Here is a 23644-nt window from a genome sequence, read left to right as displayed (position 1 = left end):
TATGCAGGTGGTCACCCTCCTTGGGCGCCCCGAGACCGCCTTACATGCTTTGCGTATGCCGTTTTTGCAAGACGATGGTGGAGCCTTCATGCAAGGCCACATGGTGGCCAAACTTTTGAGCTTCAAGCGACTATACGAACGGTGGCCGCAGTTCATGCTCGTTCTCCTGGGGGAAAGTGGCGAGCCGATTGCCCGGGGGCTCAGTGTCCCATTCGCCTCACACCTTCCAGGGAGGGAACATTACCCGTCGCACGGCTGGGGACAAGTGGCGGTCTGGGCGGCAGAAGATGCCCTGGACAACGCATTGACGGACACCGTCTGTGCCCTCGAAATCATGATCCATCCTGACCATCGCGGAAAAGGGCTCTCGGGCCTTGTCCTTCACGCCATGAGGGACAACGCCAAACGGCTCGGTTACGCACATCTTATCGCCCCGGTCCGCCCCTCGACTAAATCAAACATGCCTAACATGCCGATGCAGGAGTTCGTCGACCAGGTGCGCTCGGACGGCCTGCCGGTGGACCCATGGCTCCGCGTCCATGTCCGCGCAGGAGGGAAAATCATGGGAATCGCCGAGTGCTCTCAAATAGTTCAAGCTCCCTTGCAACAATGGCGCAGTTGGACCGGACTCCCTTTCGACGAGAGTGGTGAAACCGTAGTTCAGGGGGGACTTGCGCCGGTTCTGGTCTCCGTCCGTCAAGACGTTGCTACATACACGGAGCCAAATGTCTGGGTCCTTCACTCGCTATAAGGCGACCGACCTGGGCGCTCGAACCGGACGGGAGCGCGCACCGCGTGCAGTGCGCTCCTGTTGCTCATGGAGAAGCAATTGAGTCAGATAACTGGCCTAACGTCAGCGGGCCCGCATCCGCCTTTCCGGGCTGGATGGCTACGTCGCTTATTCGGCTACTGCTGGCGTCATAAGCGCGACACTCTCCTTTCGTTCGGCGCCTCACTTACCGCCGTGGCCGTCACTGTTACGGTCCCGCTGGTTACCCGGCTGATCATTGATGATGCCATCGCTGCTCACCGCCGCTCGATGGCGCCGTGGGCCGTGCTCCTAGTACTTGCCGCGTTCGGCGGATTCGGGCTGGCTTTCGTCCAGCGCTATTTCGCCGGCCGGCTGGCCGCAAGGGTCCAGCACGACCTGCGCACGGACCTATTTCGTTCGCTCACCCTCCTCGACGGGGCCCAGCAGGACCGGCTGAGCGCCGGAGAGGTCGTTGGCCGGGCCACCTCTGACCTGCAACTGGTCGACGGCCTGCTGTCGATGACACCCCTGCTGGCCGGCAACGTGTTGCTCTTTGGTGCATCGGCCGCTGCCATGCTGTGGCTTTCCCCAATGCTCACAGCGATCGCCGCGGTGATGGGCTCCTGCCTGTGGTGGTTTGCGCTGCGCAGCCGCAAGCGGCTGTATTCCGCCACCTGGGCCGCCCAGCAGGAGATGGCCGCTGTCGCTGGTGTGGTGGACCAAGCCATCACCGGCGTCCGGGTAATCAAGGGATTCGGGCAGGAAGAGCGGGAGTTGGGTCGCCTACAGCGTGCCTCCCGGCGTTTGCGCGCGGCCCGGATGCGCACCATCAGCCTCACCGCGCGCTGGACCCCAGCCATGCAAACCATCCCCGCACTGGGCCAGGTGGCACTGCTGGGACTGGGTGGGTGGCTGGCCGTCGACGGTCGAATCACCCTTGGCACCTTCACGGCGTTCGCCGCCTATCAGGCCCAGATGACCGGACCGATCCGAATGCTCACCATGCTCGTCGCCCTCGGTCAGCAGGACCGAGCAGGCATGGAACGTGTCCTGGAAATGATCGACCAGAGCCCCACCATTCGGGAAGCGCCCGGCGCGACAGTATTGTCGGTCGATCAGTCAAATGCGCTCGCTGGAGGACATGCCAGGCCGGCCGGCCTTGAGTTCGACCACGTGACCTTTGTCTACCCCGTAGCAGACCAAACTGATCCAGACAGGCCCGACTGTCGCGAGCCCGTCCTGCGCGACCTCAACCTGCACGTTGCCTGGGGAGAGACCCTCGCCCTTATTGGAGCCTCGGGATCCGGGAAATCGACAGCAGGCGTGCTGGCGACCCGCTTCTACGACACCTCTGTCGGCACCGTACGCGTCTTCGGCCATGATGTCCGCGATCTCACCCTCGATTCACTGCGCTCCACGATCGGTATCGTTCCCCAGGATAGTTTCCTGTTCTCCGAGTCGGTGCGCACTAACATCGCTTTCGGACGTCCAGAAGCCACCGACACCGAGATCCAGGCCGCCGCCCGCGCCGCTCACGCCGATGGCTTCATCCACGAGCTCCCCGATGGCTACGACACCACGATCGGCGAGCAGGGTCTGACACTGTCCGGCGGCCAGCGCCAGCGCATTGCCCTGGCCCGGGCGGTGCTCGCGGCCCCGCAAATCCTGATCCTCGACGACGCCACGTCCGCCATCGACCCCCAGACCGAGGCCAACATCCACCGTTCCCTGCGATCCGTGATGCGCGACCGGACTACGCTGCTCATCACACATCGCCCGTCCAGCCTTCGGCTCGCCGACCGAATCGCCGTCCTGGACCATGGGCGGATCGTTGACGTGGGCACCCACGAAGAGCTGGCAGCCCGGTGTCCGCTTTACCAGGCGCTTGCCGATGCCGATTCCGAAACCCCCACTGCAAACCTGAGAACCCTCTCCCCGGGCGACAGCAGATCCCAACACAACCGACAGTCTCGCTCCCCCCAGCAGACCACCTGCGGGGAAACTCTCCCGGTACGGCACCGCGTTCGCGGCCCAGGGCACGATGGCCAGCCCGCCGACACCCCAAGTCAGGCCACCATGTACCCAGCTGGGAACCGGCATGGTGGCGTACCTGCCGCACCGGCCATGCCTGCGGCCGCGCCCTCCTTCGCGCCCCCTCACACACACCGCCGCATCACCCCCTCAACCGACTCCGGCTTCGGCCTCCGCCACCTCCTCCTCCCTTTCCGCCACGCCTTCTTCCTGGCTCTGCTCCTGGTTACCCTGGACGCCGTCGTGGGCCTGCTGTTCCCCGTCTTGCTCCGGCACGGCATTGACGATGGCATTGTCAAGAACGAGATCAGCGGTGTCGTCTTCGCCGCCGTGGCCGCTCTGACCGTCGCCGTGCTCGGCTGGGCCGTCCAAAAGGCCGAGGCGGGAGTCAGCGGGCGCACTGCGGAACGCATCCTCCACAGCCTGCGCATCAAGATCTTCGCCCATCTGCAGCGGCTGGGCCTGGACTACTACGAGCGCGAGCGCGCCGGCCAGATCATGACCCGGATGACCACCGACGTGGAGGCCATCTCCACGTTTGTGCAAAGCGCCTTGGTCACGGCCGTCGTGAGCCTACTCACCTTCCTCGGTGTCCTTGCTGCCCTACTCGTCATCGACGCCCGGCTCACCACGGTCGTCCTCGCCATGCTGCCCGTCCTGGTCGCGGCTACCCTGCTTTTCCGCCGCAAGTCAGCCCTCCAATATCAACGCGCCCGGGAGAACATCAGCACAGTCAACGCCGAACTCCAGGAGAATGTCGCCGGCATGCGGATCGTCCAGGCATTTCGCCGCGAAGGCGCCCACACCGCCCGCTTCACATCCCGCAGCACCGAACACCGCAATGCCGTCACCCGCGCGCGCCTCTATGCAGCTCTCTATTTCCCCCTTGCCCGATTCATCTCAGGCACCGCTGCCGCCATCGCCCTCATCGTCGGCGCCAATCTGATTGCGTCCGGCACCCTCACCGCCGGCACTCTGGTCGCCTACCTGCTCTACATCGAGCTGCTCTTTGCCCCCATCCAGCAGTTCTCCCAGGTCTTCGACAGCTACCAGCAGGCCGCTGTCAGCCTCGGCCGCATCCGCGAACTGCTGCACACACTGCCCAGCGTCCCGCTTAACGCCACGCACCTACCAGTACGCAAACTCCGTGGCGAGATACACTTCGACGACGTCCACTTCGCCTACAACACTGGCAACACCCACGAATCCGAGGCTCTCACCGGCATCGATCTACACATTCCCGAAGGACAGACCGTCGCCCTCGTGGGCATGAGCGGCGCCGGCAAATCCACCCTGATCAAACTCATCGCCCGGTTCTATGACGTGACCGGCGGCGCCATCCGCCTTGACGGCACCGACATCCGCCAGTATGACCTCACGGCTTACCGTCGACGACTCGGTATGGTCCCGCAAGAAACCCACCTCTTCCTCGGAAGCGTGCGCGACGCCATCGCATACGGCCGCCCCGAGGCCACCGACGCTGATGTAGAGGCCGCCGCCCGCCGTATCGGGGCCCACGAAATGATCACCCGTCTGCCCGACGGTTACTTGCACCACGTCTCCGAACGCGGCCGCAACCTGTCCGCCGGACAGTGCCAACTGATAGCCCTCGCCCGCGCCGAACTCATTGAGCCCGATATACTGCTCTTCGACGAGCCGACCGCCGCCCTCGACCCGGTCACCGAGGCTGCGGTCAATCAAGCAGCCGCCCGGCTCATAGGCCCCCGCACCACCCTCATAGTCGCACACAGACTCGACACTGCGGCGCGCGCCGACCGGGTGTTGGTCCTGGACCGCGGACGGATCGTAGAGGACGGCACCCATGCCGAACTCCTGGCCGCCGACGGCACATACGCCAGCCTCTGGCAGAGCTCAGGTGTCCGGCCTCGGTGATGGCGATGCGGACGCGATCCTTTCATCGGCAGTACGCAACACACGGGCAGGATGCCCGCCGCCGTCCGGTGCACAGTCGAGCGGCTGATGCGAGCTCGGAAGAGAGGGCGTGATCCGTTGGTGGCGGCGTCGCACCACGATTTCGGATCCGGCCGCCCCACGGCCGCCGGACGCGGCTTCATGCCCGCCGTCAGATGGAGGACGGCTGGCGATCCCAGGTGAGATTCCTCATATGGACGCTGCTGACGGCGGTGTGGAGGCAGCCGAGTTTTTGAACTTGCGGTGCGGTGGCGTCACCACGTGTCCCGGTCTGAGCGCCGAGACCCTGGTAGCCGGCGTCGCCGAAGATCTCCACCACTGGGCCATCCGCCAGGAGCCTGACCAGGCCCAACTGGCGGGCACGGGTGATGTCCGCGCAGCTTCCGTCTAGCCGGCTGCTGAACAGCACCCGCCCGTTCTGGTCGGTGAGGACCATGGTCTTGACAGCGTTCTGCTTGCTTCTTCCCGGAGAGGAAGGAATCCCGGTCCTTGCATCCGGCGGCCGGCCGGCGGACCGGATCTCGGTGCCGTCCATGATGCCGGTCTGCCCACTTACGCTGAGGCCATCGATAACCTCGGCAAGGGTTCACAGCCGGACGCCGGGGCTGCCCCTGCATCCCCGCTCGGCGAGCAAACGCCGCACCTCGCCGATGGCCCGGGTGATGGTGGAACGGTCCACATCGACCCAGCAGTCCAGCACGTCATAGGTGACTCCAGATACACGAGCGTGGCCAGGAGCCGGTCGACGAACACCAGCCGGTCCTTCGCACCGGCTCCCTCACGCTTGCGCGGTCGAGATGCCAGCATTGCCTGATGGCGCTCATGCCATAACGGGCCCAGACCCGCGATGAGTTCAGCGATCACATCGGCCGACAGGCCCGTGATTCCGACGGTTGCTGATGATCACTTCCCGAGTCACAGTCCCCACCACCCGACCATGATCGACCATCCAGGACTCGACGCCTCACCGCTTACCGTGCACGAGTCCGTTAGCCGTGAGGGACCTGGTACTTGCATAGCCGAAGGGGCCTGTATTTTTGGCAGCCGGACGGAAAGCCGGTGCAGGGGCCCTGATGTTCCGCGCGGGTAGTCGCCGGACCCTGTCTACGACTGACCACTTGTCATGATCGGTAAGCACCATAGGCCCGCTGCCCGCCCGCCGGGTCGAGACCCAGATCATGTCAGAGATCGGCGGTCTGGGGTCGTTTGAGTGATCTGGGCTCTGTGGCTCCGGCCCGCCCGCCGAGCGATCTTCAGAAAACGGTTGGTTGAAGCGCCGGTGGGGCCGGTTTCAGGTACCGGGCATGCCGATCAAAGCCGCGGCCAGTCCGAGGGTGGCGCAGATGCCGAGAGTGCGCAGGACGCTCCAGCGCAGCTTGAAGATGAGCAGCATGGCGGTCGCAGTGATGGCGAGAGCCGCCGGCCGCAGGGTGGTGATATCGGGCAGGGTCACCTGAAGCGGTCCCGCGGTGATGGTGTCGAGCCTGCGGAAGAGGGTGTGCTCGGCAAAGTACAGGGCGAGGTTGGCGATGACGCCGACGACAGCGGCGGTGATGCCGGTTAGGGCGGCGGAGACGGAGCGGTTGCCACGCAGTCGCTCGATGTAGGGGGCGCCGAGGAAGATGAACAGGAAGCAGGGCACGAAGGTCGCCCAGGTGGTGAGTAGTGCGCCGAGGAGGCCGGCGGCCCAGGGGTTGAGGGCGCCGGGGTCGCGGTAGGCGCCGAGGAAGGCGACAAACTGCACCACCATGATCAGCGGTCCCGGCGTGGTTTCCGCGAGCGCCAGTCCGCGGACCATTTCGCCTGCGCTGAGCCAGCCGTATTGCTGGACGGCCTGCTGAGCGACGTAGGCGAGGACGGCGTAGGCGCCGCCGAAGGTGACCAGCGCGGTGCCGGAGAAGAACAGGCCCTGCGTGGTGAAGACACTGCCCGGCCCGGTCAGGACGGCGACGGCCGCGAGGGGAACGGTCCACAGGGCCAGGCCCACCAGCAGGATGCGCGCCGCACGCCGCCGTCCGGGCGGTTCGTGGTGTAGGGCATCGTCCGGGATGAGCGGCGCGATCCCGTCCGCCTTGCCGTGTTCGGCCGCTGCTTTGAGCATGTGCGGGGCGAAGCGGACCAGCAGCCGTCCGATTAGCGCGGCAGCGATGATCACCAGTGGAAAGGGGGCCCCGAACAGGGACAGGGCGCCGAAAGAGGCCACCGCGAGGGCGGTCAGCGCCGGGTTGGCCAGGGACCGGCGGCCAACCCTCCATACGGCCTGGGCGACGATGGCGACCACCGCCGGGGCAAGGCCGGCGAACAGGCCGGTGACCGCGGTGGTGGTGCCGAAGGCGACGTAGATGGCGGACAGGGCCAGTAGCGCCAGTACACCAGGCAGCACGAACAGGGTTCCTGCGGCCAGCCCGCCGCGGGTACCGTTCAGCAGCCAGCCGATGTAGATCGCGAGCTGCTGGGCTTCGGGGCCGGGCAGCAGCATGCAGTAGGACAGGGCGTGGTTGAACCGCTGCTGGCCGATCCAGCGCTTGTCCTCCACGAGGGTGTGCTGCATGACGGCGATCTGTCCGGCTGGTCCGCCGAAGGTCTGCAGGGAGATCGTGAACCAGGTGCGCACCGCTTCGTGGAAGGGCACCAAGGCACCGGCTATCCGGTGGTGTTCGTCCTCGCCGTCGGCCGCGGGCAGGGGCGGGGCGGTCATGCGGGTTCCCGGCCGGTGAGGGCCTGGCGGCGGTAGTACTCGTACAGGCCGTCGAATATCGGTCCGCTTAAGGTAAGGATTTCCTTGTCGCTGCAGGTCATGGACAGGCCGCGCAGGGTGACGTCCAGGCCGGGGGCCTCTGGGGCGTCGAAGCGTTCGTCGTCCAGGTCGGCTTCGTGGACGAGTTCGGCGAGCTTCCACAAAACGGGGTCGGCCAGGTCGTGGCGGCGAAGGATCGTCTCGAAGCTGCAGTCCCCGCCGTGGTGCCCAAGGTCGGCGCCGCGCATGTCGAAGGCGATCGCGTCGGCGGGGACCTCGGCGGGGTCGGCGACGAAGACGAACGTGGCGTCTTTGTCGAGGTGTCGGCGGATCAGCCAAGCACAGGCGGCCCGGTCGATGTGAATGCCGGCCCGGGTGGCCCATCTCATGACAACTCGCTTTCGTTGGTGGCGGGTTCGGCTTCCGCCAGGGCGTCGACAGCGGCGCGGGCCGCCACGCGTTCGGGTGGGGGAAAGTAGTCGCGGCGGCCGATACGCCGCAGCTGGCCGCGGAGTCTGCGTATGGCCGCTGCGCGGGCTGCGGCATCGAGGGTGCGGGCGGCCTGGGCCTCGGTGAGGACCTCGGTGTACTCGGCGGCGCGGGCGGCAGCTAGCCCGGAAGTCAGCTCGCATTCCTGCCTCATACTCGCCGGGTGAGCAAGCCAGATGCTGGCGGCACCACCTGCGTCGGTGATGTCTTCGGCGATCCAGTCGAGTTGCTCGCGGGTGCGGGCATCGGCGGGCAGCGCAATGAGGCCGTCGCCGAGCTGGGCCACCCCCAGCCGTTTGAGCTTGCGCCATACCGCGATCCGGGGTGTAGAGGGTTCGCGCGGTATCCGGTAGGACAGCAGCACCCATTGTCCGGGCCCCTCGCCAGGACCGCTTGTCATCCCATCTCCCGCGCCAGCACCTCGACGCGGGCGCGGATCTCATCGCGCATCCCCTCGTCGAACTCGGCGTGGCCCAGGTCCCATCGCTCGGCACCCTCCAGCGCGCAGTCGATCGCTACAACCCGTGCCGGAGCTGGTACCTCCGCGATCGGGCGGGGCTGCTCGTGATCCAGCAGAGCCTCCGCGTCCATGCCTGCCAGCAACCGCGGCGCGTGGATGCTGACCTCGGTCTGCGGCTCAATGCCGGCGGTCGTCGCGTGCCAGCCGGCCGGGGCCAGCGCATTGAAGAATGCCGCGGCCATCCGGCTCTTCCCGGCGCCGTGCGCGCAGACGAATAGCACCACCTGATCCATGACCACCCTCGCTTCCCCGCGTACGGCCGGGATCTTCACGACGATACGCCGCATTGAACCTGCTGCCGTTCCCATCCCGGCACACCCGGCGCAGAAAATGTAACCATGGTTGCACCTAATCGTCCAGCCTTGGAGTCCTCCGCCTCGTGCATCGCCTTCCGCATCAGCGGGGGCACCGGCGCCGATACGACACCGCGAGCTTGGCCCCGCAACATCGCAGAGGCGTACTGGACCTGTGCGTGCGCGGGTCCAGTGCGCGGGCCGCCACTCCTCAGCCCGGCATCATCGTCCGCGTCCGGGTTTCGGAAGGAAGCAGAGAACCTGACAGGGCCCCCTTGGCCCAGAAAATTGATATACCGCTCCATGAGTGGAGAGAGGCGGGCATCGTCCGCACCCTTGATGTCGTGCCTCGCAACGCGGAGCTGGGCGACGGCGGCGTCGAGGTAGCCGTTGCTCTTACAGCACGACGGGGCCGGGGACCAGGCCGAGGGTGGCGAGCTGGTCCTCCTGGCCCTCGCCGTACCCCTGGCGATATGGTCCGGGCGGCCTCCGTTGGCAGATCGCGGGCGAGCCGATGGTGGGGACTCCTGCACGGTCAGCTGCCGGTTCATCAGCCGCCAGACGGGGTCGACCAGAGCGAGCAGGTGCATGGTCTTGTCGATGCGGCCGTACTCGGCGAAGGCGGCACGCACACCACGAGCAGGCCGCTGTGCTCAACGGCCGCCCCCCCATTCCCCCTCCGAGGCAGCGGCCCTGAAATCCGTCTATCCGTCATGTCCCTCAGCATCGCCTTCGACGGCCGCCTCCCCCACCACCGGAATGACCAGGGCCACAAACCGTTTACACCGTTTACTGACAGGCCCGCCGTACAGGCCTGGTGGCTGTCCACGGAGCGATGAACCCGGCGGCCACGGAGACGGCAGCCAGGAGGAAGAACATCGCTCTGTAGCCGCCGAGGGGCACGGTCAGGGCGGCGCTGGCGAATGGCGCGAGGGCTGCCGTAGTAGTGGCTGGTGCGGCCAGGAGTCCAGAGAGGCGGCCGTAGTGTGTGGTGCCCCAGCGGTCGGTGACGGCGGTGGCCTGGAGCAGGGTGAGGTTGCCGCGGACCATGCCGGCCACGACGGACACGATGATGAGCAGGACGTACGGACCGGGGATGGCGGCGAAGGCGGCGGTGGTCAGCCCGCCGAGCGCGATCAGGATCGTGGTGCGGACGGTTGCGCTGGTGCGACGGGCCAGCGTGGCGTACAGCGTGCGACCAAGAGTCTGTCCGGCCCCGCCCATGCCGAGGACCCAGGCAGCCTGGGGGGTTGAGTAGCCGCGTCCGAGAAGCAGCGGGACGAGGGCGACGACAACGGCGTACATCGCAAACGCCGACAGGGCGAACGCGGCAGCGAGGAGCCAGAACGGGCGGCTTCTGGCGACGGACGAGGTGCTGTCGGCATCGTTGGGTGCGGCCGGTGAGGCGGGCGGCCAGGGTGCGCGCAGCGCTAGGGCATGTGCGGGGATGGTCAGGACGGAGAGCAGTGCGGCGAGGGCCAGGTAGGTGTGTCGCCAGGAGAGGTGCTCGACAAGCAGGGCGGTCAGGGGTGCAAAGACGGTGGAGGCGAGTCCGCCGACGAGGGTGACGACGGTGAGGGCGCGGACATGGTCGGGGTACCACCAGCGGGTGAGAGCGGCGAAGACGGGCTGGTAGAAGGTGGTCGCCATCGCCAGTCCGGCGAGGGCCCAACCAGCGCAAAAGACATGGAGGTTAGGGGCGACGGCCACGAGCAGCAGACTCGCCGTGCCGAGGAGGGAGCCGGTGGTCATGACAGCGCGCGGGCCGTATCGGTCCAGGATCCGGCCGACGCGGATTCCGGCGAGGGCGGAGACGACGAGGGCGAGGGAGAAAGCCGCGGTGGTCGCTCCCGCCGGCCAGCCGGTCGCGTGAGTGATTTCGGGGTTCAGGACAGGGAACGCGTAGTAGACGATGCCCCAGCCGGTGATCTGCGTCAGGCAGAGTGCGGGCAAGGCGGCGCGGGGCCGCGCCCGGTCCCCCGATCCGGTCGCGGCCCCGCGGGCTGGGGCGTCGAGGTCGGTCACGAGCCGCAACAGCCGGCGGCCGGAGCCTCGGCCGTCGTCGTGCGGCTGACGGCCACCGCGGTGGGGGCGTCGAGCTGGAGGAGCTGGGGTGCCGGGGCGCAGCAGGCGCCACCACTCTGGTCGGATTCGGGGGAATCGAAGAGGCCCGCGCCGCCGCACACCCCGGTCTCGGGCAGGGTGAGTTCGACGCGGTCGGCTGCTTCGAGGTCGCCAGCGATGGCGGCGGCGACAGAGCGGACCTGCTCGTATCCGGTCATGGCGAGGAAGGTCGGGGCGCGGCCGTAGGACTTCATGCCGACCAGGTAGATCCCCTGTTCGGGGTGGGAGAGCTCGCCGTGGCCGTGAGGGTAGACGGTGCCGCAGGAGTGCTGGTTGGGGTCGATCAGCGGGGCGAGCTCGACGGGCGCCTGGAGTCGCTCGTCGAGACCGAGGCGTACCTCGGACAGGAAGGACAGGTCGGGGCGGAAGCCGGTCAACACGATCACCTCGTCGACCGGGTCGAGGCGGCGGCCGTCCTCGCCGACCAGCACCAGGCGGCCGTGGCTGTCGCGTTCGATCGCCTCGGTGCGGAAGCCCGTGGCCGCGTCGGCGTAGCCCTGGTCGACGGCGGCCTTGGCGGCCAGGCCCAGTGCGCCGCGGGCGGGCAGCTGGTCGGCTTCTCCGCCGCCAAAGGTGGAGCCGGAGATGCCGCGGCGCAGGACCCATACTCCCTTCGTGCCGGTCCCGTCGTCGGCCTTGGCCAAGTCGGCGAGGTAGGCGAGCGCGGTGAAGGCGGAGGCGCCGGAGCCGATGACGGCGGTGCGCTTGCCCGCGTACCGGGCGCGGACAGCGGGGTCCTGCAGGTCGGGGACCCGGTAGGTGACACGGTCGGCAGCCGCGCGCTCGCCGAGTGCGGCAAGTCCGCTGGCGCTGGCGGGGCTGGGGTTGGTCCAGGTGCCGGAGGCGTCGATGACGGCGCGGGCGAACAGCCGCTCCTCACGGCCCTCGGCGTAGGTGACGTGGACGACGAAGGGCTGGGCATCGCGGTCAGCGTCGACGATCCGGTCCCGGCCCACCCGGGAAACACCGACGACCTGGGCGCCAGTGCGAAGGCGCTCCCCGAGGGCATCGGCCAGCGGCTGCAGGTACTGCTCGGCCCAGTCCCCGCCGGAGGGGTAGGCCTCAGGATCGGGCCGCGTCCAGCCGGTCAGGGCAAGCAGCTTCTCGGCGGCCGGGTCGATGACCTCGCCCCAGGTGGAGAACAGGCGCACGTGCGACCACTCCCGCACCGCCGCGCCGGCGGCCGGGCCGGCTTCGAGGACCAGTGGCTCGATGCCGCGCTCGAGCAGGTGAGCGGCGGCGGCCAGACCGGTGGGTCCGGCGCCGATCACGATGACGGGCAGCTCAGTGACGGTGTTCACGGCGACTCCTTGCATATTTCGACATCTGTCGATGGGTGGTGCGGCCCAGCATGGCAACTGTATCGATAGGCGTCAACATAGACATTCATCGAATCTAGGGTCACGCCGATATCGCGGTGATCGGGGCGGGCAGTCCGGCCTCGCCGCCACCCACGACCTGCCGCACGAGAGCCTTCGGGCGGTGGGGATGGAGTTGTCCGACACCCGGCCGGCTCGTACTGCGGACTACGACAGCCTCACCCTGGTCTCCGGCCCCATCAGCCTCTGCCTGGCATGCCGTCCCCCGGCGGTCTGGACCCCTACCCGCACGCGGGACGGGGCGCCGCCTCCCTCACCAGCTACGCCGCCCACCTGGGCGGGGACATCCGCACCAGCCACCGGGTCACACGGCGCGGCGACGCCGGCTACGAGGCGGAGCTTGCCGATGGCTGCGTGCCCGGCGCGCGGGCCATGGTCGCCGCGTCCGGCACGTTCGGCGCCTCCACCGCCCCCACCCTTCCGGTCAGGACGGCCTGACTGACACGGTGAGATCGCCCCACTCGGCGCCTCGCTCCGCCGGCCGCCCACACAGCTCCTCATCGACGACGGTCGCCACCGCCGGCCTCACCCAGGACGCCCCGGACAGGCGGCCGATGGAGGCGATCATGCTAGCCACAGGCTACCGACATGATCTGCCGTGCCTGGCCGACCTGGACGGCGCGGCGCGCTCGATGCCCCCGGGCACCCCGGCAGCGGGGGTGGCACCTCGGCCGCCTGCCGGGGTTGGTGTTCGCCGGCTAGAGACGCATGGCGAGTATGACGGTGCTGCCCCTGCTCGGGCTGACGGCCAGGGCGTCGCGCCGTGCTGCCCGCCGCCTATCGAGTGTCGCGACGCGATCGCTTCTAACAAGGTGTTGCCCCTATCAGACATGAAGCATGTTCTTCCCTGCCTGCCGCAGCCCCAACCGACTGGCGTCAGTTGGAGCCGATCCTCGCCTGGAGAGACAACGAGTAGGAGGCCGTCTGACTCCGTTGTGAGCAACACAGATGTGGCAGAAAGGCGGGTGCGACTAAGGGTATGACGCGCCGCACCACGGGATCGGCAGCCTCAAAGCCGGGTATAGCTGGGTGGAAGCTCCGTGGCAGCTGGCGAAGCCTACAGTCTGGAACAGACGGCTTTGGCCAGGAATGGCGAAGAGGCCCACCTCCACACTCGCTGATACCTCACCACGTTCTCGTTCTGAGCCAGGAGGACCTGTGCTACTTCGTACAAGACGCAGGCCGAACGCGGGACGCCCAAGAAGTGACTGAGCATAACTTGCTCTACACGTATTTTCTACTTTCTGGCATTCTCACGCACCGGCAATAGACTTGTTCACGATGTGCATCAACCCGTAGGTCTCTTAGGGAGGCGGCGGACGCTTGGTGCGTCTCAAGAAGCATCATCCGCAGTCTGGCTGCGCGCATTTCATGTGTGCTGTCCCCAGTGTCGATCTCCGAGCGTTGGGGATAGCGGACAAGACTTCCGACAGCCGGGATATATACAAAGAGAAGAACGAACTTGAACACGCGCCAGCGGAATCAAAGCACTGAGGCTCAGGGCTGTGAGGGCAGCAGACCGTCAATACATGTGCGCTTCCTACATAAAGAAGACATCCCAGAACTACAGAAACTGGAGAATACTAAATGGACGCAGCCCGGACAGGCTGCGAGCCCGGAAACTTTCGCGCAAAGGATCGAGCAATATCCGGACTTCTCCGTCGGGGCGTTTGAGGATGGGACTGGGGCACTACTGGCGTCTCTGTTTATCAAACCTATCTCCGAGGAGCAGCTGCGCCGCGCCCAGACATGGCGTGCTGCAGCAGAGGGTCCCCGGTTTGCGAGTGCCACACCATGTCTCTTCGGGATCAGCCTGAGCAGCATAGACTCGGACGCAGTAAACGCGCTTTTTGCCTTCTTTATTCCGATCGCGCTAAAGAGTGGATACCGGCGCGTATACCTTGGCTCGCCCCTCCCTGGATTACGGGCATGGCGACGGAAGAACCCGCACGAACCGGTTGAGGATTACGTATTCAGCACAAGAGACGGGATACCTCGCGACCCTCAATTACGCTATTATCATCAGAAGGGCTTCAAGTCCATTGAAGCCCTGAAGTCAGAGTACTTTCCTCACGCGGCATCGCTTGACTACGGCGCAGTTATCAGGATGAACCTTCCCCTGGCGTTCGCCTCACCGCTATGGAGGCTCACCCCGCTGCGTTGGATGCAGTACATAGCTAAGTCCCTCTTCGCCCTTCTGTAGTACCACAACACACGGGACTGGAAGCCTCACCATGACATACAGCAGCACTGTCAACTCGCTGCCTGGTACTACTGGGACTCCGAAGCTGTACCGCGACCGGACGACGCCCGCCGTATTCCGGGGAGCCGCATTGCACTGGCCCGCTGTCCAGCAGTGGACCTTCAACCGCATAGGGGCACTTGCGCCGGACCTCCCCGTGAACCTGGTCGTCGGCAACAGGGAGAAAGACCCTACACAGTTCACTGCGTCCACGCTCGGCCGCTACACGGACCGGCTCGCCAGACGTAGTTCACCGCAAGAATCTGGATTATACCTCAAGGAATTCGACCTGCTCACGCAGTTTCCAGATCTGCGACACGAGCTGAGACAGAACGAACTCTTTCCCCGCTGGTCCATTACCTCCTCCAGCGCCTGGATGGGGCCGGCGGGCGCACGGACAGGCTTGCACCATGATTTTCTGGATAACTTCGCCGTAGTAATATCTGGGAAGAAACGCTTTCTGCTCGCTGAGCGCGGCTCTGTAGAAATGCTCGGAAAGGTCTCGGACAAGTACGATTCCTGGGCGCGCCTGTCATTCGTGTCGTTTGAAGAGATAGTGCACAGTCGGTCACCATTCCAACTTTTTACCGTGGACCTCATGCCTGGCGACGTCCTCTTCGTGCCAGCATTCTGGTGGCACGAAGTGGTCAACCTGAGCCCGAGTATTCTCCTCAGCGGATTCTTTGGAAGTTCCCCTCGGGTCGCCGTTAAATGGGCGACCGTGAAAACACGGGATGCAATGCATTACACAGGGCTCATCGGGCGCGGCCACTGCACCTGCCACGGACACCGACCCTGCCATGGCCGGAACGGGGCTCCACCCGTTCACGGTAAGGCTGTTTGAGAGCCGGATTCGGGCGTACTCCGTAGTGACGCTGGCGCCGAGGGCACGGCCCGTTCCTGGGGTCGGGGCTGGGTAAGGGCCTTCAGAGTGGTCACCGATGGGGTGACGGCCGTCTGCGGGCGCGGGCGAGGCCTTCGGGAGTGGTTCGAGATGTCTGACGTCTCAACCGCTGACCGGCCCGGCGCCGGAGCCACGCGCCAAGGCCCGCCTCCGCGCCGCCCCCGATCCCGGAGTCCTGGCGCCTCCCCGCTCGTGGGACGGCGCAGGCCGGCCAGGGCTCGCGCGAGAGGGCGACAGCGCGTCCAGGGCGTCCTGGAAGACCATCGCGACCCGGGCGCGATCGAGACGGTCACCGGGAGGCGGTCCCCGATGGCGGTGAGCACGGGCTGGAGGCCTCGTTGGTCTCCTATCCTGCCGTACTCGACCTACCGCACGCGCTCGTGGAGTGGATCACGATGCTGATCGTCACCCGTAAGGGTGACTGCCAGTGCAAGCTGCGGCCCTCGCAACACGCGATCACCACCCTGGTCTACCTGCGCGAGCACACGACCTCTACGAAGCTCGCAGCGGGCTTCCGGATGAGCGAAGGTACCGCCCACACCCACGCACAGAGCGTGATCAAGCTCCTCGCCTCAAAAGCGCCATCCCTCACGCAGGCACTGCGCCGAGCACGCCCCGACTGCGTCCTGCTGGACGACCACCATCGCCCAGTGCCCAAGTCGGCGACCACGAACAGGACCATTCGGGCAACGCCCGACGGCGCGGAGTGAACATCCAGACCGTCACCAACCATCCGCAGCCGGCGGGACACTCCATGAATTCAGCGCACTCCAGCACGATCCGCAACCCCTAAGTCAAAGCCTGGGCCGTCGTCCGGCGACGTAACCAACTCCAGCACCGCCCGCTGGGCGTCAGTGACCGACAACGACTGAATCCTCGGGCCTGGACGACTCATGCCCAACCAACGACGAATCTCTGACTCAGGTCGCTAGCGTCCGCCACCCTGCGCAGGCGGCGCACGAGGCGGACGACAGGCCCTCACAGGGGCCGAACGGTCCATACCCGCCGCCACGACGGGCCCGCGGTCTGCACGCATGCCATGGTGGAAGCGCCCGTGACTAACAAGAGCCGCAGGTATGTAGCAGGTGACAGCGTGAACGGACCCGGCATCGACTACCACGCCGTCTTCCAGGCTCTTCCAACAGGTGTGGCGCTGCTGACGCCAGAGCTGGTGTACGTGGACGTCAATCAGGCGTATCTATCCCTGTCCGGACGCACCCGAAGCCAGCTCATCGGCCGCTTCCTGTTCGACGTCTTCCCCGACAACCCCGGCGATCCAACCGCCACCGGCATGCGCAACCTGTCCATATCACTGAGCCGCGTCGCGGCCACCGGCGAACGTGACACGATGGCCCTGCAGCGCTACGACGTGGAAGACCCCGACCAGCCCGGCACGTGGCAGGAGCGGTACTGGAGCCCGGTTAACGTCCCCGTCCTCGCCCTGGACGGCAGCGTGGCCCTACTGCTGCACCGGGTCGAAGAAGTAACCGAACTCATCCGCGCCCGCGGCGGCCGGGCGGGCGGGGGCCGCGCACGCGTCCCGGAAGCCGAGCTCTATACGCGTGCCCGCGAACTGCAGGAGGTCAACGAGCGCCTACGCAAGGCACACGCCCGCGAACGCGAGGTCGCCCTCCACCTGCAGGAAGCGATGCTGCCCACCCCCCGGCCCCTCGGCCACCACCGAGCAGCGGTACGCTACCGGGCCGCCATGGGGTCGCTAAACGTGTGCGGCGACTGGTACGACCTCGTCGACCTGCCCGACAGCGGCCGCACTGCTGTCGCAGTCGGTGACGTCGTCGGCCACGGCCTGCGCGCCGCCGGCGTTATGGGCCAGCTCCGCAGCGCCTTGTCCGCGGCCTCCCGTGTCGCCACCGGCCCCGCGCAGGCTCTGGAAGTCCTCGGCCTGTACGCCCGTTCCGTCGACCACGCCCAATCCACCACCGCTGCGTCCGTCTTCATCGACTGGAAGACCCATACCCTCACCTATAGCAGCGCCGGCCACCCCCCGCCCGCCCTGTGCAGTCCCGACGGAACTGTCACCTTCCTCGACCAGGCCACCGACCCACCGCTCGGCGCCCGCCCTGAACACGCCCTCCGCCCCCAGGCACAGACTATGTTCACCGACGACTGCGTCCTTGTCGTATACACAGATGGGCTCGTCGAACGCCGGGGAGAGGACATCGACACCGGTCTCACCCGCCTCGCTGACTCGATCGCGCGCCACCGTGCCACCGACCCCGACACCCTTGCCGACGCCCTCCTGACCGACCTGCTTCCCCCAGCCGGCCTCACCGACGACACCGCCCTAATCGTCATGCGACTATGACGCACTCACTCGCATCTCCGGCCGGCACCCCATCCGTCGCCGCGCCGCAGACTTCCGTGGGTCCCCGATCGTCCTGGTGCTGCTCGAAGACCTGTCAGTTGCCGGTCCGCAGCACGGCGACCAGGCCGTGGCATCCGGCGGGCACGGCGGCAGCGAGGACACTGCGCTAGGCCGGCGGTCTCTGTCGACGGGCTCTCGCCGTACGCGATCACGGAGTTCGCGCCACTCGACGACTCCATGACGTAAGATCCTCCTCAATCTCCCGCTGGAAGTCAGCGAAGCCGCAGGTAGTAGGCGACGAAGACGGTCTTCTGGACGCGGCCGACCTCAAGCGATCCGCGTAGGTGGGGTGTGCGGCGTTGCGGTGAAGGCCGCGAGATCGCCTCGGTGGAGACGGTGCGAGTCCGCATGGCAGTAGCGTACTTGATCATCTGGTCGTATTGCCGGGCGATGAGTTCCCAGCCGACGGCCGGGACAGCGCCGGGGTCAGGTGCGAGTAGGCGTCCGGTTTGCCGACCAACGGCTGGTACAGCTTCACCTTGTCGATCCGCTTGGATCCTGGGCAGCAAGCCGAAGTTCAGTAGTCTCTGATACCGAATCTGATTTCTGGCTGCGTGTGCAAGCCGCCTAGTTGCCCTCGATGTCCAGGGCGGTGCCGTGCTGGGCCCCTCCGTCACGGCGGACTGTGCCCGTTGTAGCGGATCTGCGGAGCGGGACGGAAACGATGAGCGCTAGACGATCACCCATGCGATACCGAGGTCCCTTTGGCGTGCGTCGTCGACGTCGGCAGCAGCCATAGTCAGGGCGAAGACGCCAGATCGGCCGTTGCCTCGCACGGTCCCAGAGGTTTCTCCTGTTTGAACAGGAACTCCCCAGTGGCGCGCATCACGTTCCGGGAACTAGTCCGGGTTGGTCGGACAGTCCGATGGTATGGAGATGAACGCGCGCGCCCGAATACGGGCAGGAGATCCGGATACATTCGGATCTCTCTTTGATGACTACGCCGCAGCGGTGTACAACCATGCCTTCCGGCTGACCGGCGACTGGTCAGCGGCCGAGGACGTGCTGTCCTTAACCTTCTTGGAGGCGTGGCGGCTGCGGGCAGCGGTGGAGCTGGACGGCGGGTCACTGCGACCGTGGCTGCTAGGCATCGCCACCAACACCGCGAGAAACATCCGCCGGGCCGCGCGGCGGCACGAGGCGGCAGTCACCCGTCTGCCGCGTGAGGAGGTGTTCCCGGACTTCGCCGAGGACCTGGTCGACCGCATCGACGACGCGGGCCAAATCGCGGTGCTGCAGGCAGCGTTGTCCCGGCTACGCCGCGCGGAACGCGAGGTGGTCGCGTTGTGCATCTGGTCCGGCCTGGAATACGCGGCCGCGGCCCAGGCGCTGGGCATCCCGGTGGGCACGGTCCGCTCCCGTCTCTCGCGCGCCCGCAAGAAGCTCCGCAAGTTCGCCGGCGTCGAGGTTCCGTCGCAGAGCGGGAACTCGGAGGCGTGCTGCGGACAGGTAGATGGTGACCGCAGCCGTGCGGTCCGGCCCACCCAGGAGGAGACCCGATGAGCCCCAAGCCGCCCAGGCCCACCCAGGCCGAGCGCGAGGAGATGGCCCGGCTGCTGCCGGTCCCGGCCGAACGGGATCTGCCTGGACGCCGCCACCGGCTCCTGAAGGACCACCTGATGCGCGAGATCCAACACAACACCGATGCGGCTCCCGCCCTGCCCCGCACCCGGCATCGTCGCCGCGTGACATTTGCGGCGATCCCGCTAGCCGCAGGCGCAATGGCGCTCACACTGGCGACCGGCGGTATGTTCGACCAGCACCCCACCGCCAGCCCCGGCTCGCCGACGGCCTCTGGCCCGTCGGAACTTGGAACCAACGCCACACCGGCTGCGGTGCTGCTGGACCGTATCGCCACCGTCGCCGCGTCCAAGCCCGCGCCCGCTGTCCGCGACGACCAGTACGTGTACATCGCCAGCAAGGTCGCCTACTCCAGCCAGAGCGACAAAAACCCCGTCATGCGTCTAGACAAGCCTCACCTGCGGCAAATCTGGCTCTCGGTCGACGGAACCCACCCCGGACTGCTGCGCGAGAACGGCCAGGACACGGAGCTGGACACCCAGCGGGAAGGCGTCGTTGTCAGTCAAGGAGACGGCCGGACCACGGTCCGTCAGTCGGATGGCACCAACTCCAAGCGCCGCGCCGTCCCGGGCAACGCGTCACCCTCGCTGAACAGCCCGACCTACCGCTACCTGGAGTCACTGCCCACCGACCCCGACACGCTGCTGAAGAAGATCTACAACGAGACCAAAGGCGCCGGGACCGGCCCGGACCAGGAGGCGTTCGTGACGATCGGCGACCTGCTGATCGAGCAGCTCGCGCCGCCGAAGGTCAGTGCCGCCCTGTACAAGGCCGCCGGTAAGATCCCCGGCGTCACCGTCGTGAACGACGCCGTCGACGCCACAAGCCGCCATGGCATCGCCGTCGCCCGCGTCCACGACGGCCAGCGCACCGAGTGGATCTTCGACAGGCGCACTCTGGAGTTTCTCGGCGAGCGCAGCGTCATGATCAAGGACACCTCCTGGGGCAAGGCCGGTCAGGTCACCGCCACCACCGCCGTCCTGAGCCGTAGTGTCACCGACAAGCCTGGACAGACGCCCGCCAGCGCAAACTGACGACGCGCTGCAGCGGTGCCCGACCTGAGCAGTTCGGGCACCGCTCCTGGCTTACGTCCGTCTACCCAGGCCGTCGGACGGATCGCTCGCTGAAAGTTCGAAGCGTTGCCCGTGCAGGCGGCGTCCTGCATACACGAGGTGACGTCCGAAACCTCATGACAGGAACCCCTTCATGCACGCGCTGATTTGTGCTGCCCTGCTCGCCGCTCTGCCGTCCCCCTGCGCCGGCCAGGTGCAGCCATGACGCTCCAGGCAGTTCACACCGAGACAGCCGCAGGCTCGCCGCCACCAGCGTCTGCGACGCTGCCGTCCTTGACCGGCATGCGCTGGGCGGCGGCGTTCGTGGTCTTCGTCTATCACGTGCGGAACTTCGGCTATTTCGGCGGCGAGAGTGCCCGAATCATCGACTGGGCGTTCGGGGCCGGCGCGACGGGAGTGTCGTTCTTCTTCATCCTGTCCGGCTTCGTACTGGTGTGGTCGGCTCGCCCGCGAGACAGTGCGCGGGTGTTCTGGCAGCGGCGCATCGCCCGGATCTACCCGGTGCACCTGGCCACCGCAGCCGCAGCCCTGGTGCTGGCCTTCACCCTGGTGCCGGGCCTGCGCCCCAGCGGCCCGACCGAGGCGTTCTCGAACCTGCTGCTGGTCAGCTCCTGGAACCCCAACTGGTGGCAGGCGCTGAACCCGGTCAGCTGGTCGCTGACCTGCGAGGCGGCCTTCTACGCCACCTTCCCCGCCCTGTACGCGGGCCTGCGCCGCCTGAGCCCCCGCTGCCTCAACGCCCTGGCAGTGGTCTGCATCGCGGCGGTGATGCTTCTGCCCTGGATCAACTCGTACTTCACTCTAGGCTGGACGCTGCACTCGTTCCCGCTCGCCCGGTTCCCCGAGTTCGTCCTCGGCGCGGCCATCGGCCGCCTGGTCCAGATCGGGACGTGGCGCGGGCCCGGGGCGGAGGCCGCCATGGGGCTCACCCTCATTGGCTACTTTCTCGCGCATCAGCTGCCCGGCGGCGGCAGCTACGCGGCGTTCACCGTGGTCGGGCTGGCCTGCCTCATACCGGCGGCCGCGCTCAACGATTTGCACGGTGCCCGGTCGCTGTGGCGCCGCCCGTGGCTGGTCCGGCTCGGTGAGTGGTCCTTCGCCTTCTACATGATCCACATCCTGGTCATGCGGATCGTCGAGCACCTGCTCGGCAGGCATCCCGAACTCGAGACAGGGCACGCCCTGGCTCTCGCCATCGCCGTCTTTGCCGTTTCCCTCGGCCTGTCCTGGGCCCTGTACCGCTGGGTCGAGCAACCCGGGCAACGATGCATCCTCCATGGTCCCCGCACCGCGAGCCGTTCGGCCAGCGGCGGACGCTGACATGACGCCCATGCTCCAGCGGTCGCGTCCTGCCGGTCTCACCGCCGCTCTGCTTGCCCTGTCCGCACTCCTGACGCTCACCGCGCTGAGCGTCGCTTCCACGCGCCACACCATGGTGGTGATCGGGGCATCGGTCTCCGGCGGCCACAGCACCACACCGGGCGCTGCCTGGCCCGAACGGATAGATCAGCGCCTCAAAGAGGCTCACCTGCCCGTCTCGGTCATCAACGCCAGCATCGGCGCCACCCGGCTGCTCACCAGGAACGACGACGGCCGTCCCAGCGCCCTGGACCGCCAGGAACGCGACGCCCTCACGGTCCCCGGCGTGCATACCATCGTGCTCACCGATGTCATCAACGACATCCAACAGCCCCCGCACCAGTACGACCCGCAGGCCATCATCGGCGGGTTCAAGGAATTCGTGTCTCGCGCCCACGCCCGCGGTGTCCGCGTCGTCGCCACCACCATCCCGCCCTACAACGGGTTCCCCCGCTATGAGCCGGCCGGTGAGCGCTGCCGCCAGGTCGTCAACACCTACATCCGCCACAGCGGCCTCTTCGACGCCGTCCTGGACTTCGACACCATCCTGAAAGACCTCGCCGACCCCACACGCATCCGTCCCGCCTACGACTCTGGCGACCACCTCCACCCGAACGACCGCGGACACCACGCCATCGCTAACGCCGCCGACCTCCGCCAACTCACCGGCATCCGAATCGATGAAGCGCCGCCCCCTTGAGCAGCTGCCGCAGTGCCTACCAGTTTTACTGCGGCAGAGCGCCCTGCAGTCGGGGATTCAGCAGAGACTCCCTTACCCCTGCGGCACGCCGATCATGGGCGGATATGTGAGCTTGTCCGGGATCCACCAGCCCGGCTGAGGCCGGACACGGGCAAAGGAGTCGCTCCTCCTAGGGAAAGGCGAGCGACCCTGGCTCCCCGCTCTCCTCCTCCACAGGAGCAATCGACAGCGTGGATCCACCACACCGCCCAGCCAGTCGACAGCGGTGGCACCAAAGGGGCCTCTGGCTGGTGCACGACCGGCACGGCCCGGCCGTCACGGGTCAGTCCGCGCGGCCGCCGACTCCGAGCGGGCGGCGCCGGCCCGAGGCGGGGCGGCCGAGGGCCGGGGGCGGGGGCCGGGGGCCGAACGACGCGGTCGCGCAGCTCCTCAGGGTCAGGGAGGAGGAAACGCGACGCCTGTCCGGATGCACCCGAGTGCCCGCTCAGGGCAACCCCAGGGCTGCAGCACACTTCAGGAAGAGCCTGGCGCGACGTTCCGGTACGAGCCCACTGGGCAATCAGCTCGTCGATCCGCCAAAACCCGGCCAGACCTGCTCCCATGATCCTCACCCCAGCTTCCACGGTGAGTATCGATCACCCATAGAAAGAGGTAGGCATAGATGATCCAATGAAGCTGGAAGCGCGGCAGGAAACCACCCCCGTATGCCGCTGTGGGCTGCCTCGTGACAGCGGAGGCAGCCCACACCCGCTACGAAGAGCGCCGAGACCTGGCGCCGCCTGGCAGGGATCGCTGTCGCGGTGCGTGGGCGGATCTTGAAGACCCCACATTGGTGAGTCAGCCGTAACAGATCAGGATTCAGGCGATGCCGGCCAAGGCCGGCAGGCCGACTGCCCTGGTTGGCGAGCCGTGCCGGACCCCCGATCGGCGCGGCTCCCGGTTTTCTCCACAGACTGCCGCGCAAACCCCTGCTGAAACTCCTCTGGGGTCGTCCCAGACTTCGCTAAGACCGTGTCCTATGTGGTGAGGCGGACGAGGCGTTTGTGGAGGAATCGGGGGTGGGGTGGCTGCGGGCTGGGCCGGGGGTCTATTGGCGGGGGTGGGGTAGTGGGGGAAGTTTTGGGGGTGGCCCCTAATGTTTGG

Annotated in this window: 17 protein-coding genes and 1 pseudogene; 10 read left to right on the top strand and 8 right to left on the bottom strand. The window is 67.0% G+C overall.

The features are described from left to right. The first annotated feature begins 1 nt into the window (after position 1). Entirely contained in the window at positions 2 to 751 is a 750-nt protein-coding gene (locus tag ACIGXE_RS35400) for an N-acetyltransferase (RefSeq protein ID WP_399754122.1), read from the top strand. 66 nt (positions 752 to 817) lie between these two features. Continuing rightward, positions 818 to 4675: an ABC transporter ATP-binding protein gene (locus ACIGXE_RS35395; protein ID WP_399754121.1), complete on the top strand. Its 3858-nt coding sequence runs from the start codon at positions 818 to 820 to the stop codon at positions 4673 to 4675. Between the two features lie 190 nt (positions 4676 to 4865). Here the strand turns inward: ACIGXE_RS35395 and ACIGXE_RS35390 are convergent, their stop codons facing one another. The 7 genes from ACIGXE_RS35390 to ACIGXE_RS35360 all read right to left on the bottom strand — a co-directional run bounded on the left by ACIGXE_RS35390 (position 4866) and on the right by ACIGXE_RS35360 (position 12178). Next, positions 4866 to 5249 carry a transposase family protein gene (locus ACIGXE_RS35390; RefSeq protein WP_399754119.1) on the bottom strand — a complete coding sequence of 128 codons (384 nt, stop codon included), beginning with the start codon at positions 5247 to 5249 and terminating at the stop codon, positions 4866 to 4868. Positions 5250 to 6005: 756 nt separating this feature from the next. Further along, entirely contained in the window at positions 6006 to 7412 is a 1407-nt protein-coding gene (gene chrA, locus ACIGXE_RS35385; protein ID WP_399754117.1) for a chromate efflux transporter, read from the bottom strand. After that, positions 7409 to 7840 (bottom strand): chromate resistance protein ChrB domain-containing protein, encoded by a 432-nt coding sequence (locus tag ACIGXE_RS35380; RefSeq protein WP_399754116.1) that lies wholly within the window; start codon positions 7838 to 7840, stop codon positions 7409 to 7411. Before ACIGXE_RS35380 ends, chrA begins: the two co-directional genes overlap by 4 nt. Next, positions 7837 to 8304: a Chromate resistance protein ChrB gene (locus tag ACIGXE_RS35375; protein WP_399754115.1), complete on the bottom strand. Its 468-nt coding sequence runs from the start codon at positions 8302 to 8304 to the stop codon at positions 7837 to 7839. Before ACIGXE_RS35375 ends, ACIGXE_RS35380 begins: the two co-directional genes overlap by 4 nt. 32 nt (positions 8305 to 8336) lie before the next feature. After that, positions 8337 to 8693 (bottom strand): hypothetical protein, encoded by a 357-nt coding sequence (locus tag ACIGXE_RS35370; RefSeq protein WP_399754114.1) that lies wholly within the window; start codon positions 8691 to 8693, stop codon positions 8337 to 8339. 849 nt (positions 8694 to 9542) lie between these two features. Continuing rightward, the gene (locus ACIGXE_RS35365; protein WP_399754111.1) at positions 9543 to 10778 is read right to left on the bottom strand and encodes an MFS transporter; all 1236 of its coding nucleotides are present in this window, start codon (positions 10776 to 10778) and stop codon (positions 9543 to 9545) included. Beyond that, positions 10775 to 12178, bottom strand: coding sequence for an FAD-dependent oxidoreductase (locus tag ACIGXE_RS35360; protein ID WP_399754110.1), 1404 nt, complete (start codon positions 12176 to 12178; stop codon positions 10775 to 10777). The genes ACIGXE_RS35365 and ACIGXE_RS35360 overlap by 4 nt, the downstream gene beginning before the upstream one ends. 273 nt (positions 12179 to 12451) lie before the next feature. Between ACIGXE_RS35360 and ACIGXE_RS35355 the strand changes: the two genes are divergently transcribed. From ACIGXE_RS35355 to ACIGXE_RS35340, 4 genes and pseudogenes are all read left to right on the top strand, one after another. Beyond that, complete coding sequence (locus ACIGXE_RS35355; protein WP_399754108.1) at positions 12452 to 12694, top strand: hypothetical protein; 243 nt, start codon at positions 12452 to 12454, stop codon at positions 12692 to 12694. Between the two features lie 1796 nt (positions 12695 to 14490). After that, positions 14491 to 15342, top strand: a complete 852-nt coding sequence (locus ACIGXE_RS35350) for a cupin-like domain-containing protein (RefSeq protein WP_399754106.1) — start codon at positions 14491 to 14493, stop codon at positions 15340 to 15342. A 398-nt stretch (positions 15343 to 15740) separates the two neighbouring features. Then, positions 15741 to 16132, top strand: a pseudogene (locus ACIGXE_RS35345) (transposase family protein); the annotation flags it as partial. A 363-nt stretch (positions 16133 to 16495) separates the two neighbouring features. Continuing rightward, positions 16496 to 17728 (top strand): PP2C family protein-serine/threonine phosphatase, encoded by a 1233-nt coding sequence (locus ACIGXE_RS35340; protein ID WP_399754105.1) that lies wholly within the window; start codon positions 16496 to 16498, stop codon positions 17726 to 17728. A 272-nt stretch (positions 17729 to 18000) separates the two neighbouring features. Here ACIGXE_RS35340 and ACIGXE_RS35335 read toward each other — a convergent pair whose 3' ends face one another. After that, on the bottom strand, positions 18001 to 18405 hold the full coding sequence (locus ACIGXE_RS35335; RefSeq protein ID WP_399754103.1) for a Tn3 family transposase: 405 nt from the start codon (positions 18403 to 18405) through the stop codon (positions 18001 to 18003). Between the two features lie 253 nt (positions 18406 to 18658). On the opposite strand from ACIGXE_RS35335, the gene ACIGXE_RS35330 reads away from it, so the two are divergent. From ACIGXE_RS35330 to ACIGXE_RS35315, 4 genes are all read left to right on the top strand, one after another. Continuing rightward, a complete protein-coding gene (locus ACIGXE_RS35330; RefSeq protein WP_399754102.1) occupies positions 18659 to 19291 on the top strand; it encodes an RNA polymerase sigma factor in 633 nt (210 codons plus the stop codon). Further along, positions 19288 to 20403 carry a CU044_5270 family protein gene (locus ACIGXE_RS35325; protein ID WP_399754100.1) on the top strand — a complete coding sequence of 372 codons (1116 nt, stop codon included), beginning with the start codon at positions 19288 to 19290 and terminating at the stop codon, positions 20401 to 20403. The genes ACIGXE_RS35330 and ACIGXE_RS35325 overlap by 4 nt, the downstream gene beginning before the upstream one ends. Before the next feature lie 321 nt (positions 20404 to 20724). Beyond that, complete coding sequence (locus tag ACIGXE_RS35320) at positions 20725 to 21762, top strand: acyltransferase family protein (protein ID WP_399754141.1); 1038 nt, start codon at positions 20725 to 20727, stop codon at positions 21760 to 21762. Position 21763: 1 nt separating this feature from the next. Next, a complete protein-coding gene (locus tag ACIGXE_RS35315; RefSeq protein ID WP_399754098.1) occupies positions 21764 to 22501 on the top strand; it encodes a GDSL-type esterase/lipase family protein in 738 nt (245 codons plus the stop codon). Positions 22502 to 23644: the final 1143 nt, after the last annotated feature.

The organism is Streptomyces sp. NPDC053431 (assembly GCF_044544925.1).
Taxonomy (GTDB): Bacteria; Actinomycetota; Actinomycetes; order Streptomycetales; family Streptomycetaceae; genus Streptomyces.
Note: the sequence above shows the minus strand (reverse complement) of the source record. Positions and strands in the feature narration are given on the sequence as shown.

Coding starts and splice junctions, on each gene's coding strand:
- ACIGXE_RS35400 (WP_399754122.1), top strand. CDS start 2: ATGCAGGTGGTCACCCTCCTTGGGCGCCCCGAGACCGCCTTACATGCT.
- ACIGXE_RS35395 (WP_399754121.1), top strand. CDS start 818: ATGGAGAAGCAATTGAGTCAGATAACTGGCCTAACGTCAGCGGGCCCG.
- ACIGXE_RS35390 (WP_399754119.1), bottom strand. CDS start 5,249: ATGGACGGCACCGAGATCCGGTCCGCCGGCCGGCCGCCGGATGCAAGG.
- chrA (WP_399754117.1), bottom strand. CDS start 7,412: ATGACCGCCCCGCCCCTGCCCGCGGCCGACGGCGAGGACGAACACCAC.
- ACIGXE_RS35380 (WP_399754116.1), bottom strand. CDS start 7,840: ATGAGATGGGCCACCCGGGCCGGCATTCACATCGACCGGGCCGCCTGT.
- ACIGXE_RS35370 (WP_399754114.1), bottom strand. CDS start 8,693: ATGGATCAGGTGGTGCTATTCGTCTGCGCGCACGGCGCCGGGAAGAGC.
- ACIGXE_RS35355 (WP_399754108.1), top strand. CDS start 12,452: ATGCCGTCCCCCGGCGGTCTGGACCCCTACCCGCACGCGGGACGGGGC.
- ACIGXE_RS35350 (WP_399754106.1), top strand. CDS start 14,491: ATGACATACAGCAGCACTGTCAACTCGCTGCCTGGTACTACTGGGACT.
- ACIGXE_RS35330 (WP_399754102.1), top strand. CDS start 18,659: ATGGAGATGAACGCGCGCGCCCGAATACGGGCAGGAGATCCGGATACA.
- ACIGXE_RS35325 (WP_399754100.1), top strand. CDS start 19,288: ATGAGCCCCAAGCCGCCCAGGCCCACCCAGGCCGAGCGCGAGGAGATG.
- ACIGXE_RS35320 (WP_399754141.1), top strand. CDS start 20,725: ATGCGCTGGGCGGCGGCGTTCGTGGTCTTCGTCTATCACGTGCGGAAC.
- ACIGXE_RS35315 (WP_399754098.1), top strand. CDS start 21,764: ATGACGCCCATGCTCCAGCGGTCGCGTCCTGCCGGTCTCACCGCCGCT.